15 protein-coding genes are annotated in these 15,699 nt (G+C 45.2%); 1 reads left to right on the plus strand and 14 read right to left on the minus strand.

Annotation, left to right across the window (positions count from 1 at the left end):
• On the plus strand, nt 1–546 hold a 546-nt coding region (locus AC1RNB_RS02635), incomplete at its 5' end, for a hypothetical protein (protein ID WP_493080461.1).
• A gap of 158 nt (nt 547–704) precedes the next feature.
• Here the strand turns inward: AC1RNB_RS02635 and AC1RNB_RS02640 are convergent.
• The 14 genes from AC1RNB_RS02640 to AC1RNB_RS02705 all read right to left on the minus strand — a co-directional run bounded on the left by AC1RNB_RS02640 (nt 705) and on the right by AC1RNB_RS02705 (nt 15,652).
• A complete protein-coding gene (locus AC1RNB_RS02640) occupies nt 705–1,175 on the minus strand; it encodes a RidA family protein (protein ID WP_493080463.1) in 471 nt (156 codons plus the stop codon).
• Between the two features lie 9 nt (nt 1,176–1,184).
• Complete coding sequence (locus AC1RNB_RS02645) at nt 1,185–1,610, minus strand: DUF3830 family protein (protein WP_493080465.1); 426 nt, start codon at nt 1,608–1,610, stop codon at nt 1,185–1,187.
• A 102-nt stretch (nt 1,611–1,712) separates the two neighbouring features.
• Nucleotides 1,713–2,180 (minus strand): hypothetical protein, encoded by a 468-nt coding sequence (locus AC1RNB_RS02650; protein WP_493080467.1) that lies wholly within the window; start codon nt 2,178–2,180, stop codon nt 1,713–1,715.
• 219 nt (nt 2,181–2,399) lie between these two features.
• Entirely contained in the window at nt 2,400–3,233 is an 834-nt protein-coding gene (locus AC1RNB_RS02655) for a ThuA domain-containing protein (protein WP_493080469.1), read from the minus strand.
• A gap of 24 nt (nt 3,234–3,257) precedes the next feature.
• Nucleotides 3,258–3,998 carry a carbon-nitrogen hydrolase family protein gene (locus tag AC1RNB_RS02660; RefSeq protein WP_493080471.1) on the minus strand — a complete coding sequence of 247 codons (741 nt, stop codon included), beginning with the start codon at nt 3,996–3,998 and terminating at the stop codon, nt 3,258–3,260.
• 199 nt (nt 3,999–4,197) lie between these two features.
• Nucleotides 4,198–4,650 carry a nuclear transport factor 2 family protein gene (locus AC1RNB_RS02665; protein WP_493080472.1) on the minus strand — a complete coding sequence of 151 codons (453 nt, stop codon included), beginning with the start codon at nt 4,648–4,650 and terminating at the stop codon, nt 4,198–4,200.
• A 38-nt stretch (nt 4,651–4,688) separates the two neighbouring features.
• On the minus strand, nt 4,689–5,426 hold the full coding sequence (locus AC1RNB_RS02670) for a carbon-nitrogen hydrolase family protein (RefSeq protein ID WP_493080474.1): 738 nt from the start codon (nt 5,424–5,426) through the stop codon (nt 4,689–4,691).
• 209 nt (nt 5,427–5,635) lie between these two features.
• A complete protein-coding gene (locus AC1RNB_RS02675) occupies nt 5,636–7,831 on the minus strand; it encodes a TonB-dependent receptor family protein (protein WP_493080476.1) in 2,196 nt (731 codons plus the stop codon).
• 93 nt (nt 7,832–7,924) lie between these two features.
• A complete protein-coding gene (locus AC1RNB_RS02680; RefSeq protein WP_493080478.1) occupies nt 7,925–9,478 on the minus strand; it encodes a vanadium-dependent haloperoxidase in 1,554 nt (517 codons plus the stop codon).
• Nucleotide 9,479: 1 nt separating this feature from the next.
• On the minus strand, nt 9,480–10,454 hold the full coding sequence (locus tag AC1RNB_RS02685) for a hypothetical protein (protein ID WP_493080480.1): 975 nt from the start codon (nt 10,452–10,454) through the stop codon (nt 9,480–9,482).
• Between the two features lie 78 nt (nt 10,455–10,532).
• Nucleotides 10,533–11,618, minus strand: a complete 1,086-nt coding sequence (locus AC1RNB_RS02690) for a hypothetical protein (protein ID WP_493080482.1) — start codon at nt 11,616–11,618, stop codon at nt 10,533–10,535.
• A 40-nt stretch (nt 11,619–11,658) separates the two neighbouring features.
• Nucleotides 11,659–12,987, minus strand: a complete 1,329-nt coding sequence (locus AC1RNB_RS02695) for a vanadium-dependent haloperoxidase (protein ID WP_493080483.1) — start codon at nt 12,985–12,987, stop codon at nt 11,659–11,661.
• Between the two features lie 51 nt (nt 12,988–13,038).
• A complete protein-coding gene (locus AC1RNB_RS02700; protein ID WP_493080485.1) occupies nt 13,039–13,599 on the minus strand; it encodes a hypothetical protein in 561 nt (186 codons plus the stop codon).
• Nucleotides 13,600–13,618: 19 nt separating this feature from the next.
• A complete protein-coding gene (locus AC1RNB_RS02705; RefSeq protein ID WP_493080487.1) occupies nt 13,619–15,652 on the minus strand; it encodes a kojibiose hydrolase in 2,034 nt (677 codons plus the stop codon).
• Nucleotides 15,653–15,699 lie beyond the last annotated feature (47 nt).

Consider the following 15,699-nt stretch of genomic DNA (forward strand, 5'->3'; position numbering starts at 1 on the left):
CAGTTGCAGGATACAGAAAACCCGCCGGGGCAACGCAGCATACTGTACTCGCAGCACCGTTACCTGCTGGCCAATTTTCCGCTGAACAAGCGGTATGGCTTAGATACGGTGTTGCGTTACCCCCTGCAGCCGGTATTTGATCGTGAACGGGGTGCTGCCAGGCTGGTATTTCCGGGTTTGCAGCCCGGCATACACCTGCATTTTCCCTGGTTACTGCCTTATTACAGGCTATTCGTAAAATTGTTTATGATCAGCGATCTGAGGCATGATGGCAGAAACTACGTATACCCGGATTGGGGTAACAGGCCCGCTGCCCCGCTGTATTCATCGAGCTGGTTACCGGTTACGGTTGCCCTGCCGGGAGAGGAACTTTTTCTGTCCTTACAGGTGATCAGGAACAACAGTATAAGCCCTGCGGCTATTGTACTGGCTGAACAGCATAGCCTGGTAATGGCTGCCGGCATACAGATGGGTAAACCGGGGCCCAACGATACGATTGAGGAAGTAAAATACTGCGGTGCGGGAAAAATGCTGGCCGCAGGTTAAGAAAACGCTGGAAATGTCTTTGAATAAAGAAATTAAAAATAACGGGTTGTGCTCCTAAAAATCAAACCCCATGTAATTCGAAAACCCATGTCGCTCGTGGCCGCTGCTTAAAAAGCTGTTGCGTCGTTTTAACTGCCTGTGTAACTGGCATCGCTGTTTTATTTTTTGGGAATGATACAGGTAGCTTCTATCTCTACCAATAAATCATCTCTGAATAATTTGCTGATTTTAACAAGAGTGCTGACAGGTGGATTTTTTGTATTAATAAATTTATCCCGTACATCTCTTATCGGTTGGATCTCTGTACCATCCACCAGGTAATAACCTAGTTTTACAATATTGTGCATAGTTCCGCCATTCTCAATAATAGCATTTTTTATGTTGGTAAAAACCTGTTCCGTCTGCCTGGTTATATCTCCCTTCCCAACCAGGTTGCCTTGCGCATCCAACGATACCTGCCCCGACAGGATCAGCATCTTACTGTTACCCAGGTCTATCACAGCCACATGAGAATATCCTTTGGGTGTACTGAGCGTTTGGGGGTTGTTGAATATAACAGGTGATTGATTTGATTGAGCCACACCCGATATACAAGCGAACAGGAATGAAATAAATAAAACTCGTTTCATTGTATGATTTTAGGATTCGTTGTTAGTTTTTTGAAAGTTTAAAACCTGTTTTCCTTCTTTCCAGATTTGCTCTCCCAATGCTTTTAATTTGACGAGGTCTTCGTCAATCACTTTGGCAAATATATTACAACAGTCAAGCCCTTTACCCTCGCCGTAATAAATACCCAGGCAACCCGCTGTTTTGGCTCTGCTGGCTTTGGATGGCCCTAATACCACTTCTCCCGTTTCAGTAAATACAGAAGCGTTCTCCTGGATAATATCAACATCGGGCATATCATCTATCCAGACCTCCTGGCCCGATACGCGTGCATGAAGAAAGATTCTCGCAAACGGTAGCATCGCATCAAATGCCTTTACCGTTACCGGAGCATCATTATAATAGTACCGGAACCTGATAACTCCATGGTCTTTAGTAATAACCTGGAAACCTTTCATAAGCTATAGATAAAGCAGGGATTTTATACCTGCCAATGTAAAATTACTTGTAAAAAATTTTAACCGGAGGGTGTGGATTTGTTCATCGGCAGGTATTCATGATCAATTTCTGGCTGACCGTATTATTTGCCTGTATTCGGCCACCCTTAATTTACTTCTTCGAACCATGTACGATAGCGGGCCATGCAACCGAACTGTGAGGATAAGCTGACTGAATGACCTTGCAAAAAAAGTGTTTGAGTTAATTCTTTTCCACTTATACTTACGGTTGTTTAATGTATTGTTTATAAATTCATCGTAACAGACGTTGCACGATAAATGCCGTTCTTCAATATCACATTTTCCTCGACCATCAAAATGTAAAATAATGTCAAGTTTCTCTACCCTGGGGTCGCGAACAAGAAAAGTTATTGTAGAATCGGTTTCTTCTGTAGTGGTTTGAAGTTGTTGCGCACCTGCATATTTTGCAAATGTATTTTTGGCAACTGCTCTGGTCAGGTTAACATAGTTTTGTGCCAAAACACAGTTGGTTAACCCAACTGCCAGGAAAAAGATGGCCATCTTGTGCATGATCTCTGTTTTAAGACAGTACGATTGGGTTTTCTCTATCCTTTCACGAATATCTAAAGATATACATCTTTTAAGTTTTTTGCAATATCCCGTGTACTTGATCCGGGTTCCTGTAAATTCATTACTGTCCCTATGCGGTACAATACCAAATTAAATAACCGGGGCACGAGTTACAGGCCATTTTTTCCATATTGCGTTGGGCATATGGCAAATGTTATGTTACCGGTAACTTTTTTTCAGCCATAACAATGCGTCAATAATCAGCCTGTTTTGGATTTGATTGCTGAACGAAAAAGACAATTCCCTGTTGGTGCCGTTTTCATACTCTATGTCATTATGGCCCATATTGAAGTATATCATTTTGTATTGTACGTTAGTCCACGCCACAGGATAATAGCCGCTATGCCATATTTCATGGGGCTTGGGACCTGTACCAACAGGGAAACTTTGCGGATCAATGGACAACAGTATTTTTATATCCGGATTTTTTTGCAGATCATTTTTCCACCGATACCATTCATTGGGGGCAGAAATAAATTTTTTAGGCAGGTGTTTTGTTACAGGATGTTTACCATCCGCAACCTTCAGTAAAGCGGCAGTTGGGCGCCAGGTATTGCTCATATACTCGCCCGATCCTAAAAATTCATTGTGATACCAATCCCAATTTTGCGGATAAGCTGAAGGTGTTAATGCGAAAGCTGAAAAATGAAATCCCATCCATGCACCGCCAGATTGCATAAACCGCTGGAAAGCCCTTCGCTGAAAAGCGGAATCGGGCCGGCTATCCAAAAATATTACTACCTGGTACCGGGATAAAAATGAATCATTAAGATTATCCCAGTTTTTGGTAGAATCGTAATGGAACTGATGAACAGAACTCATTCCGGAAAACCACCTGTTGGCTTCATGAACAAAACTGATATGCGCCAGGTCGTTTTTAGCAGTATAAAAGGCAACAACATTAAAACTCCCGGAATTATGTTGCGCTTTGCATATAAAAATAAAGCAACACATTAGTACAACCACTAAACCGGTTCTAACTAGGATAAACATGATAATATATGATTAGACTTACAATTATCGTTGGATTGTTACCGCATGGGTTTTCCACTCACCATCTGATTTCTCTATTACCAACATGCCTTCCCCATCATTTGCCAACTCACCGATTAAAGTTCCTTTTGCAGACCAAACAGAACTATATCCCCCACAATCATAACCACCGGTGGTGCCGCCATAATTGGCCATTACGGTAAGCATCCCATATTGACGGGCATAGTTTTGAAGCAGTGTTCTGTCGTGTGCAAGTCCTTTTTTGGATACCATTACAGCCGCAAGGTAAATATTTGATCCCTGTTCAAAAGCCTGTTTGGGCAGATCGGGATTGGAGATATCGGCACAAATGGCCATACTGAGTTTTTCGTCGCCCAGGGTAAACTGTAAATCGCTGGTTCCGGCAATAAAGTATTTGTCTTCGCCGGGATAAAGATTTTGTTTAGCGTAGTGTTTTGTTGTACCATCTGGCGAAACCAGCACAGAGCCTATCTGAACACCTTGAGCAGTACGAAGTGGCATACCTGCAATAATGATGAGTTGGTTTTCTTTGGCGCAGTTTTTCAGATCATCCCATAATCTATGATCCATTTCAACTGCCAGGCTTTGTGCCAGTTCCGGTTCATAGCCGGTTAAAGAGAGTTCCGGAAACACCACCAGATCCGCTTTTTCATCCGCAGCCAGCCCACAGAAAAAAAGATGTCTCGCCAGGTTATGCGGCAGATTACCTTTTTCAACCACGATCTGTGCTATCGCTACTTTCATGGAACTAAAGTACAAAAATCGAAAACCCGGCTATTACCGCTTATGTATCTGAATAGGTTCTAGGTTCTTTGTTGTTTTACTTCCTTCGACATTCGACATTCCCTGTTCGATATTCGCCTGTTCCTTGTTCATCTGTTCCTCTGTTCTTCTGTTCATCTGTTCATCTGTTCATCTGTTCCTCTATTCCCTCCCCGTCTTCTCATTGATGTTGCAACACATCATTATACTGCCAAAGCACATTAATGATCTTCCATTCTCCGTTCAGTTTTACAATGTGCATATAATCTATCCAGTCATCTGCCATTAATTTAACGGAGGCTGTTATCGCAGATACATCCAGCAGTTTCACTTCTTTACGCGGATTTTTTGGAAACTTATCTCCTTTACTGTTATAGGTTTCTGCAAGAATTACCATGTTCTCGGTAAAATATTCAGATACATACTCTTTGCCGGTGGCTTTATTCCGGAACACAGACCGCTTCACCAAGCGGGGATGTAATGCCCCTTCCATCAGTTTGGGATTGGGTGTATGCTGCGATTCGATATACGCCAACGCCACCCGTTTAATAGCCATGGTATCTTCTGCTGTTTGTGCCTGTAGCTGTGAAAGGCCAAAACATACACAAAAGCCTATCAGTATTGATTTTTTCATGCAGAATAAGAAATTTTTTATGTTAATGAATGACAATTTTATTGCATCACTAATGTTTTTGTTGTCCAGGTTTGCCCGGATTTTTCTACGAATAATATTCCCTCCCTATCATGCGCCAACTCTCCTATCAGTTCGCCGTTCGCTGACCAGACGGAGCTATACCCCCCACAGTCATAACCACCCGTTACGCCTCCATAATTGGCCATGATGGTGAGCATGCCGTACTGTTCTGCATAATTTTGCAACAGGGTTCTATCGTGTGTAAGTCCGTTTTTAGATACCATTACCGGTGCCAGGTAAATGGTAGCATTTTGCGCATGTGCCCTTGCCGGCAGTCTGGGGTCTGAGATATCCGCGCAGATGGCCATACTGATCTTTTCTCCCTTCAGGGTAAACTGATAGTCGTTAACACCCGGCACAAAAAACCTGTCTTCTCCGGTGTACAGGTTTTGTTTGGCATACCCCTGCAGCGTACCATCGGGCCACACCTGCACAGCGCCGATCTGGATGCCATTTGCTGTTTTAAGTGGTAAACCAACGCTGATCACCAGCTGGTTTTCGCGGGCACTGTGTTTCAACTCCTCCCACAAAGGATCGGCCAGATCTACCGCCAGCGCCTGGGCCAGTTCCGGTTCATAGCCGGTTAAAGAAAGTTCGGGAAAGACAACCAGATCCGCTTTCTCATCCGCAGCCAGTTGACAGCAATAAAGATGTTTTGCCAGGTTATGCGGCAGGTTCCCCTTTTCTACCACGATCTGTGCTATCGCTACTTTCATGAATCTAAAGTACAAAAAACGAAAACCCGGGTATTACCGTTTATGTATCTAAATAGGTTCTAGGTTCTGGTTCTAGGTTCTGTGTTCTTTGTTGTTTTACTTCCTTCAACATTCGACATTTCCCGCCCAGGCGGGATTCGGTGTTCGATATTCGATATTTCCCACCCCTGCGGGATTCGATATGCAACATCTTTATTCCTGAGACATTGTCAGATCCTGATACTAAGGGTAGCAGTCATATTCCTGCCTTCTGATGGCCATATACCCGGACCCGGGTAAAACATAGGGCGTTTGGTAAAATAAGAAAGGTTGGTAAGATTATTGATTGTCATCTTCAGACCCAGTGATCCGGAAAAACGGAATCCTGCACTCAGATCCCAGATTGCATAAGCTGGCACCAAACCTACGGCACCAGTGGCTGCCGGTGGTTCTGTTGTATTCAGCGCATCGGCATAGGTAGCAGCGGTATAACTGTACAGCAGCGCTACGCTGAATTTACGATAGTGCAGTGTGGCTCCATTTCGGCTCGTGAGTGCCGGTGCAGTTTCCACTTTGTTTCCTGCTATGTTAACATTGACATTTCCTTGCTTTACCATGGCTTCTGTGTAACGGGCATCTAACCAGGAAGTGGATGTAAAAACCGTCAGGTTTGTTCTTCTACCGAGTAACCAGTTACCCTGAATAAAAATTTCAGCTCCTTTACTGGTAGAGTTACCAATATTGGTGCGGTAGAGGTACAGTGTTCCGGTATTATCGGTTTGTGCCAATGTGCCAAAACGATTTTTATCACGTAGCAGAAACGCGGTAATATCCCATTTCAGGAAACGCCAGTTACCCCTTACACCCATTTCTGCATTATAACCGGAGGCATCGCGGATATTGGGATCTACTTTATCATACAAAGAGGCCGGTATCAGGTCTTTAAAAATCATGGGGCGGTAAGCCTGCGACCACCCACCATAGAATTGCAGGTTTTCCGAAAGTTTGTACACTGTAGTAATTGCATACAGGGGAAATTGATGGTGGATAGATACAGGTATCTGATGATCGGGGTAATAGTTAATGATTCCGCTGAGATCAGTATGCCCGCTTTCTATACGTGCACCCATGGTAACAGCCAGTTCGCTCGTAAGCTGCCATTTGTTTTCTGCGAACAGGGCAATATTTTTTGTTTTAAAATGCAGATCCCTGCCCCATCCGGGTGTAACCAATGTCAGGTCAAAATCATTGCCTGTACTGCCAACCCCCAATTGTGTTCTGTGCAGGTCATTATTCATGTACTGTACTCCTGCTACTAAAATGCTGGTCTGTTTTCCTGTTCGGTACTGATGCAATAAACGCAGCTCTGTGGTATAACTGTTAAAGCGGTCTATATCAACCTGCCGGTTATTGTACTGTAAAGTAGTGAGATTAAGTGTATCCTGTATATTGGTGGGTTTATCAAACATGACACTGTTGCGTTTGCCCAAAACTGCAGAGAAACTCCATCGCAGTTGTGTTTGCCGGTTTAGTTGCCAGTCTGCGGTAAGGGAGGGCACATGTATATCCGGATTAAAATAATTCCGGGTTCTGCTTGCCTGGCGGGGGTTTGTTTGAAATTGCTTGTCTGTTAATGCACCCGACATCCGGTATACATATCCCGACCTTGACCATTCTGCCCGCAGGCTAAAACGATGCGAAGCCTGGTAGGTGAGTACCATTGATTCTGCACCTGCATCGGTATGTTCATTTGCCCGGTAGCCATTTCTTGTTTTCCTGTTTACATATCCATAGTAAGAAAATTTACCTGCGCGTCCACCAGCAGCCACATATTGGTTTAACAGGCCATAGGATCCCACAGTTGTGATGGTTTCTACGCCGATTGTTCTGGCGGAGTCGCCTGTTTTGCTGATATAGTTCAGCATTCCGCCAAACTGCGCCCCGTATTGCAGGGAGCCTGTTCCTCTTACCAATTCAATTCTTTCAATACTTTCCAGTGGCATATTAAAATGACTGGCCGGGTACCCATACATATCTGAATTAGTAATGATCCCGTCTTTCCTGATATTGAATTCCCATCCGCGGTGTGGATCCAGTCCACGCAATGCTATATTGATCTGGTTGCCTGCTCCATCCATATCATACACAAATACGCCCGGTATTTTGGCAAATACCTGGCGGCCTACTTTATTGGTCATATCCGCATCTGCATGTATCAGGTTTAGTTTTTCTGTTTTTTTGCCCGCATAGAGATAGGTTCCCTGTACATCCGGCAGATAAGATTTCTGTGCAGAAGAAACATAGGCATTTACTACCACACTATCCAGCATGGAAACCGGGATGGTATCTTGTGCATTTTTTACCTGTGCAAAAACGATAGGAAAACAGGCCCATTGCAGCCCGATAAACAATACATATTTTTTCATACTCATTTGAATTAAAAAATAAGTTCCCCGGTAAACACCAGGGAACGTTTCAATAAACTGCCATTTATTGATCCTCTAACGAGATCTATATTTTTATTCTGCACCATCTGCTTTGGCTTTGGCAATCGCATAGGCGCCTACTTTCTGTCCGGTCAGTAAGCCTACTTCACAATCGCTCCTGTAGTGGATGCCCCCATACATTCTTGATACAGAAGCTTCTCTCGCCATTTCATTATACTGGTTCAATTTTTCTGGCAGGAGATGGCCAAGTATGGTTGCTGCGGCCCCGCTAAACGTGGAATGCCCGGAAATGTATGCCGGGAAATTAGGGATGCCCGTCAGCGTTTTGATGGCCGGATTCAGTTGTGTAGGCCGGGCATTGTAATAATAGTACTTGGTATCCCAGCATACAATGGCTGCATCCATCATCGCCATATTCAGCAGCGCCAGGTTCCTGGCCCATCTTACTTCACTCAGATTTTTTGTAATAAAGTCTTCCGCGGCAATCGCATTCCAGTGTCCGGGTGGTGTATACGTACCTACCCCATCCGCCCAAACATGCACAATACGGATACGCTCGCGTGTGGGATGATCAATCAGGTCTTTAATCTCTGCTGTTTCTTTTTTCATCTGATCACCGGTTGTGGCGGGTGGTGGTCCGGGACGTAATGCTACCGTGGTATTTACATCAAACAGAAAGGGCGTAACTTTTCCAAACAAGGGTAACATGGGTGGTCTTTTAGGGGCATCCAGACTAATCCAGGGTACTTCGCCACGGGCAGTAGTCGTAGTTTCCAATGCGGCCCAATCTGTAGGTGTACCAATAGCGGCACCTGCTTTATCGGTTCTGGCACGGGCCGTAAATTTCTGTGCTACTAATCTGCCCAATGCCTCACCTGCTTCAATATCACTGCGGGTGGCGGTTCCGGCGGCAATAGCGGCCAGTTCATGCTCTTCCAGTTTCTGCTGTATGGCAGCAATCTCACCCGGAAATAACAGCTTCATCATTTCTGCGGTTACTCCCGCCAGTACAGCAGCTTCTGAAGGATAGGATGGCAGGTCTGTCTGAGACCATTTTGCGGTTACCGCCGCATCTGTTTTATAGGGTGCAGCGCGGTTATACTGTTTCTTGTAATACCAGGCAGCTACCAATGCATCGTATTGCGCCGCACTGATATAGGCATAGGCCCGTGCCGCATAGGGCGGATTGGCAAAAGGAAACAAGGGATACGCGAAAGGATTGGCCGCACTGGGAGCAGGATAAGTACCATCGGCATTCTGGTAAGGGGGTAGGTTGTATTTGGCTACCAGCTCGCGCATGATCTCGTTCCAGCGAAGTACACCACCGGCTCCCCAGTAGGCTATTTTCTTTTCCTGTTCTGCAGAGAGATTTTTCTGCAATGCTTTGATCTCGTTTAACTCTGCCACATAAGCCGGCGTAGTAATAGCTGCAGGTGCCGCTACAGCAAATTCAGTTGGTGCAGTTAACAAAATGGGCTTCCAGTTGCCAGCATTGATATCTGTTTGTGCTGGTGCCAGTACCGCAATTTCATCTGTGCGGCCTGTAGCCATTTTTTTGCAGGAAACCTGCAGGCTAACCAATAGTATGGCACTGAAAAGTATCGTTAATAAGGTTATCTTTTTCATATCAATTTTGTTTTGAGGGTGAAGTGGTTTCCTTGGTTTTCTTTACTTTCTTCGAAAAATCGAGAATGTAAAAAATGCCCCCGTTAATACTGCTGGCCTGGCCCATGTTACGGCCGGCCAGGGTAATACTTCCTCCCCCGATCAATGAAAGGCCCTGCACTTTTTTTACTTCGTATTTGATATTCACCCCTGCGGTGGTGGCATTCATTTTATTGCTGGGAAAAGGCATATTGTTGCGCGTTATATCAAAACCGCCCAGTGTAGTAGACTGGTTAAGAATCAGCTCTGCTATCAACTTACTGCTGCGCCAGCCGGTTCTTAACTGGTAATTACTCATATCCGGCATCGATACTTCGTTGGTATTGTGCAACTCGGTTGTGTAATAAGAACTCCGGTCGATGGTGATATTATTCCTCACCACATACGTACCCGATGCCGTAGCAAAGAAGTTTCCGATCTGGTAATCCAGCATCGCGCGTAAGGAGAGGTTGGTGCTGTGCAGACCGATAGACAGGGGCAGGAAATCGGGCGTATAATTACTGGTGGGAAATGAAATGCCACCCAATCCATACACCGAGATCGTTCCCTTACCCCATTTGGTTTCAACGGGCATCCATTTAGCCCATAAAGAAAGATCCTGCAGGCCTTTTAACCCATGCAGGGTTCCGGCAGAAGCGTTGGTTTGTACATAAGGAAGACCGAATAACAGGTTCAGTTTATCTGATACACCATAGTTGCCCATTACCGCATACATATTGGCGGATACGGTTCCCAGGTTTTCATTGTTTCTTTTCAGGGTTCCTTCCCAGTAGTTGGTCCATTGACTGTGGCTGTACATCAACCCTGTACAGAAATTATTTTTCGACATCATGATGGCATCCATATCTGTTTGCGCAGACAGCTGCGAGCAAAACAATACGATACCTATAAAGAGCAGGCTGATATATCGATACCAGCCCTTTATTGTTTTTTTCATAAGAGCAGATTTAAGGGTATGGCACAACAGCGCATGGCTTTACCATACACCCATTGTACAAAATGTTTTAGTGGTTACTTAGAACCGTAGTGAGAGACCCAGGTTAAGTGCATAATCTGCAAAAGCAGCATCGCCCTTGGTATACTTTCCGGTATTGGCTGTGGTAATCTTATCAGCCATGCTCTGTGTACGGTTACGTGTAACAGCAATCGGTACAAAAGCGTATACATTGAATTTTTTGAAAGCATACGTAACACCGGGTTCCACCGAAATGATATAGCCGGGCCGTCTGAAACCCAGGCTACCACCGATCAGATCGTGCACAGGAATACACTCATTGCGTAAACCCAATGAAAAAGTATACCGGTTCACTACCATGTTGGCACCCCCACGCAGCATATACTGGTCGGGCACACTCATTACATCACTTCCGTTGGCGATAGCGGTGGCCGATGGCGTTCCGCCCCGGGCAGTAGAAACCCCGTTCTGCTCTCTCGGATTCATGAGATAATAGAAATTACCATATAAACTGATGGCATGGGTAAGACTGTAATAAGCATTGATCTCAGTGGTGATTCCGGTTCCGCCATCACCCAGCTGTATTGACTGGTCTACCGGACCTATCTGTGTTACCCCTGCCACTGCCGTATAAAAACGATCGGTGTAGCGGTATTCGCCGGTAGGTAATTTCAGACCCAGTCCGAGCTGTACATTACCCTTTGCATGTTTCATCGGGTTCAGCAGCCAGTAAGAAGCGGATACACGGATATCTCCCAAACCGAAAGAAGCAGTAGTATGTCTTTCTTTACCTCCGTGTTCATACAAAGAAGAACGGGTATTGGAAATAATGGGCACATCGGCCGAAACAGACCAGCGGCTATTGAGAATACGGGTAACTGCTACATCCATGGTATAGGCATGGTTGATTACCTGTGTACCGGCTTCTACCCGGTGTTTCTGTTCTACATCGCCCACAAAATGTTTATAGGAATTGAAATAGCGGTTATTGATATTGAGTAACCATTTTTTCTGGGAAGAATCGGCTCCGTTACCATGGTCCATGGTACCTAAGCCACCCACACTTCTGATAGCAACACAACCCTGGGCATTGGTCCGCGACGAAAGTGCAAGCAATAGTATAATTACAATGAAATATGATTTCATACAGTCTTTTTAAGCGATGAGTAATGGTTGTGAAAAAGAATTACTTCTTTTTCATCTTCAAACGGCTGGCCACCAGCTGGCCAACTTTGGCTCCTATATCGGTACTGATGATACAGGAATTGTGAAAATGCAAACCACCATAAAAGCGCGCCCAGTTATTTTCGAGAGCAGCATCACGGAAAGATTTGAAGGACCGGTTTTTGATACCGAATTCCAGTTCCGTAGAGTCTGTATAGGCAAAATTGTCGCCAAAAACACTGGTCAGTGCTTCAGCGGCAGCAGAAGAAATGGTTGAGTGCCCGCAGGTATATTCCGGGAACGCAGGGGTTTGCAGGTAAGGGCGCCAGTTGGGATCAAAATATTTATTGATCACCGTTTCGGGTCTTACCGTATTATACTTGTATTTCACATACCAGCATTGGATGAACGAATCAAACAAAGCAATACTGGTTTTAGCGAATGCATACACGGTTTCGGCGTAGCTGTATTTAGCCTGCTTGGCGGCTATTCCTATCACACTCATCCAGTGGCCGGATGGTGAGAATTTTTTGCTACCATACATCACGTGACCGGTAACATTCATTTTAAAAGGATTATCATCCCAGAATTCAGCAATATGTTTCTGTTCATCAGTCAGACTGTCAACCGCATTTTTTATGGCCATCACTTCCTGGTAATATTTGCTGTTTTTATCAGTGATATTATAATCCGGTGGCGGTGGTGGTGCAAAAATGGAGGCACTATCGAGTACCATGGTACGGATCTCCATCCAATGCGGTTCAGCTGCGGATGCGTATAAAGGTGGTGTAGGTACCCAGCGGCCCGGTTCATCTTTTACCGTATATTTTTCGGCCCCACGGGTTTGCAGGTAATTATCGCCCTTACTCCAGCGGATGATAGAAGCCGACACACTATCTGCCAATAGCTGTGATGCTTTTTCTACATCACCGGGCAGGCCCTTATTGCGGGCCAGTTGTAAGATGCTGTCTTTATAAGTTTGCAAACTTCCTTCCGGGAAAGTAACCGATTCGCCCACTTTCATATAGGCAAGTAAAGCAGCCAGTTCTATATCTGCTTTGGGATCTGCGGAAGGAAATGATACCTGGGTTAAACCTTTTACCTGGCCCGCCAATGACTGATATTCATCAGGATGGGCAAATGCCATTACTTCATAGGCAGCAACAGCTGCATATACATAATTACGTGCTGCCACCATGGGCGGGAAATTGTTTCCCATTACTACGGTGTTCAACTCATGAACTGTCTGACTGAATAATTCCGGATTGTGCAGGTAGGTTTTGTATTCATCGCTCTGGCGACATGCATACAGGCCTAACACAACACAAAGACCCATGATGAGTCTTTTCATATGCTAATTAGTTAAGGAAGATAAAATGAGATAATGCTTAATGAACCAACCTTACGCTTGTGGTGGCTTATCCAGACGGCTGAGGTACACAGACTTCAGATCGGCAAAAACCGTCGAGTTCCAGGTTCCAGACAGATCGGCGTTCCTAAACTGCCAAGAAAAGAATCCGTGATCATTCGTGAAATCCTGTACTGAGAATTTCGCCGCATGATGCTGGTGTGAAGGGGCCTTCTTGGATGTATTGTTGGTTACAAAATCGTTGGCTAAACTGGCGAACTGGTCGCGCGCATTTTTGATCCCTGTTTTTACCATATTGGGGATACAGAACAATTCCAGTGAATCCTGGTAAAAACGACGTTTTACATAGGTATACGTAACACCTTTGATCTCTACACTACCTTGTACTCTTTCAAATTTTTCGGAGCTGCTACCGTAGGGCAGACTGGCGGGTACTTTAATGTGTAAGAGATCGGCTTCGTTATACTGGTCAAGATCCAGTGCGGCCTGTAATTGCAGGTCGGCACGGTCTTCGAAATAATTGGTCAATAGCCGGTACCCTCCCCAGTTAAAGAGCAGGATCCCCAATAGTAGTATGGACGCAATCTTTTTCAAGCCGTGTGAAAATAACACATTATTTTTTAACCGAAAATATTTTCTTTTCCACGCCAACCCCTGTGATAGTAAGGCTCTTCCACTGTTTGGGCAAGGTAGATTTTACCTGGGTAATGCCCTGCGGGGTGATCTCTAATCCGCCAAAACCCATTAACACGCTCTGTATCAATCCTCCTGCACCGGTGGCAAAATAGGGATTCGTGCCTCCCTTGCCTTCTGCAATTACCCGGAAAGGCGGGTTCAGGTTGGGCAGGTAACCATCCTTGAAAAAATGCAGGGCTTTTTCTCCATCGCCCAAACGGGCATATAATAATGAAAAAATGGCCTGTGTCATAGAAGGTGTACCCTCGTTAGGTACCCGGGTTTCATAATATTCGAGGTCCTTGCGGATCTGTTGGGGATCGCTTACTTCTTTGAGGGGGTAAGACAGCAGGTTAACATCCGCCTGTTTAATACCCTCGCCGTTATAGGTGGCATGTTCTCTCGTTACTCCATTCTCCATTTTCAGGATGGGGATATTGTTGGCCACCTGCATCCAGTCGGGGTCGGCCGTTAGCCCCAGCAGTTTCGCCGCAGCCGTGGCATTTTGTAAAACAGCTTTGGCAGAAGCGTTGGTCCAGGCGTTGTTATCTACATTCTCGGCCCACTCATCGGCAGCTACTACATTTTTGATCTCATATTTTCCAGGGCCATTCCGCTCTACCCTACTACTCCAGAAATCGGCAGTTTCTTTCAGGATGGGCCAGCCTTTTTCTTTCAGCCATTCTTTATCCTGTGTAACACAGTAGTAGTTCCAGGCAGCAATACCCACACAGGCGGTGATATGATGCTCGAACGGCCCACTCAATGCCCATACCGGTGTTTCTTCTACACCCGTTGCGGCACTCTCCCAGGGAAACATGGCACCTTTGTATCCATGATTGAATGCATTTCTTTTGGCTGCCGCGAGGCGGTTAAACCGGTATTCTACCAGGCTTTTTGCCATTTCGGGATGTAACACCAGGATAGATGGATACATCCACAATTCGGTATCCCAGAACACATGGCCGTTATACCCGAGGCCGCTTAAACCCATGGGCGAGGGACTCATATCCGTTCCTTCGCGAACAAAAGAGTAGAGATGATAGAGCATGCTGTGAATATCCTGTTGCGACTGGTCATCGCCCTCTACGGTAATATCGCTCTCCCATAATTTATCCCAGGCTTTGTTATGAAAGTTGATCAGCCTTTCCCTGCCTTCCAGTTTCGCAAAAATAGTCATGCGTTCCGCTTCGTTCAGCGGATCATCGTGGTGTGCGGATGTAATAGAAGATCCTGCAATTGAGTATCGATAGGATTCTCCGGCTTTGATCTTACGGGTAAATTTCATCAGGTGCATATTGTTGTCCCACATTTCATGGATCACGCGTGGTTCCTGTCCGTGCGGCTCACTAAAGAGAAATGTATTGGAGGCACTCATCAGTAATTTACCGGTAGGACTTTTGGCGGAAGATGTCAGCAGACTGATCACCACATGTGGCCTGTCTATCTCGTTATAATAATTCTGTACGTCTTTCAACGCATCCGGTGCTTCCATAACACTGCCGCTGTTGATGGTAATATCTTTTTTAGCCGTGATGTTTACATCCATCAATACGGTGAAGGGAAGTTGGCGGAGAGAGTAGTACGTATAAGAAACTGTGGCTTTATCACCATAATCGAAAGAAGTCGTAAAACTGGCGTGTTTCATATCCAGTTCCTGCTTCATATTAGCAACATCGGCGCTGCCAATTCTTCTGCCATCAATATCGAGCTGCATATTCAGCAGGTTAAAACTGCGGAGAAAATTACTAACCCTTCCACGGCCGTAGAGGTCGTATGCGCCGGCCAATACCACATCTTTGATCTTAAAGGGCTCGGGCGAAGAAACGATACCGATCATTCCGTTTGCCACCGTGATGCCGTAGTAAGCTGAGGGATTGATCTGATCGGCAGTTATTTTCCAGGCATCTATTTTCTGTGCAGTGGCAGACAGGCTGATGATGGTGAGTAAGAGAAATGTCAGCTTTTTCATATCGAAGGATTTGTAGTAAAAATAAAGTTTATCCAAAAGTGTAACCC

The organism is Sediminibacterium sp. GW821-FHT12F12, assembly GCF_058806635.1.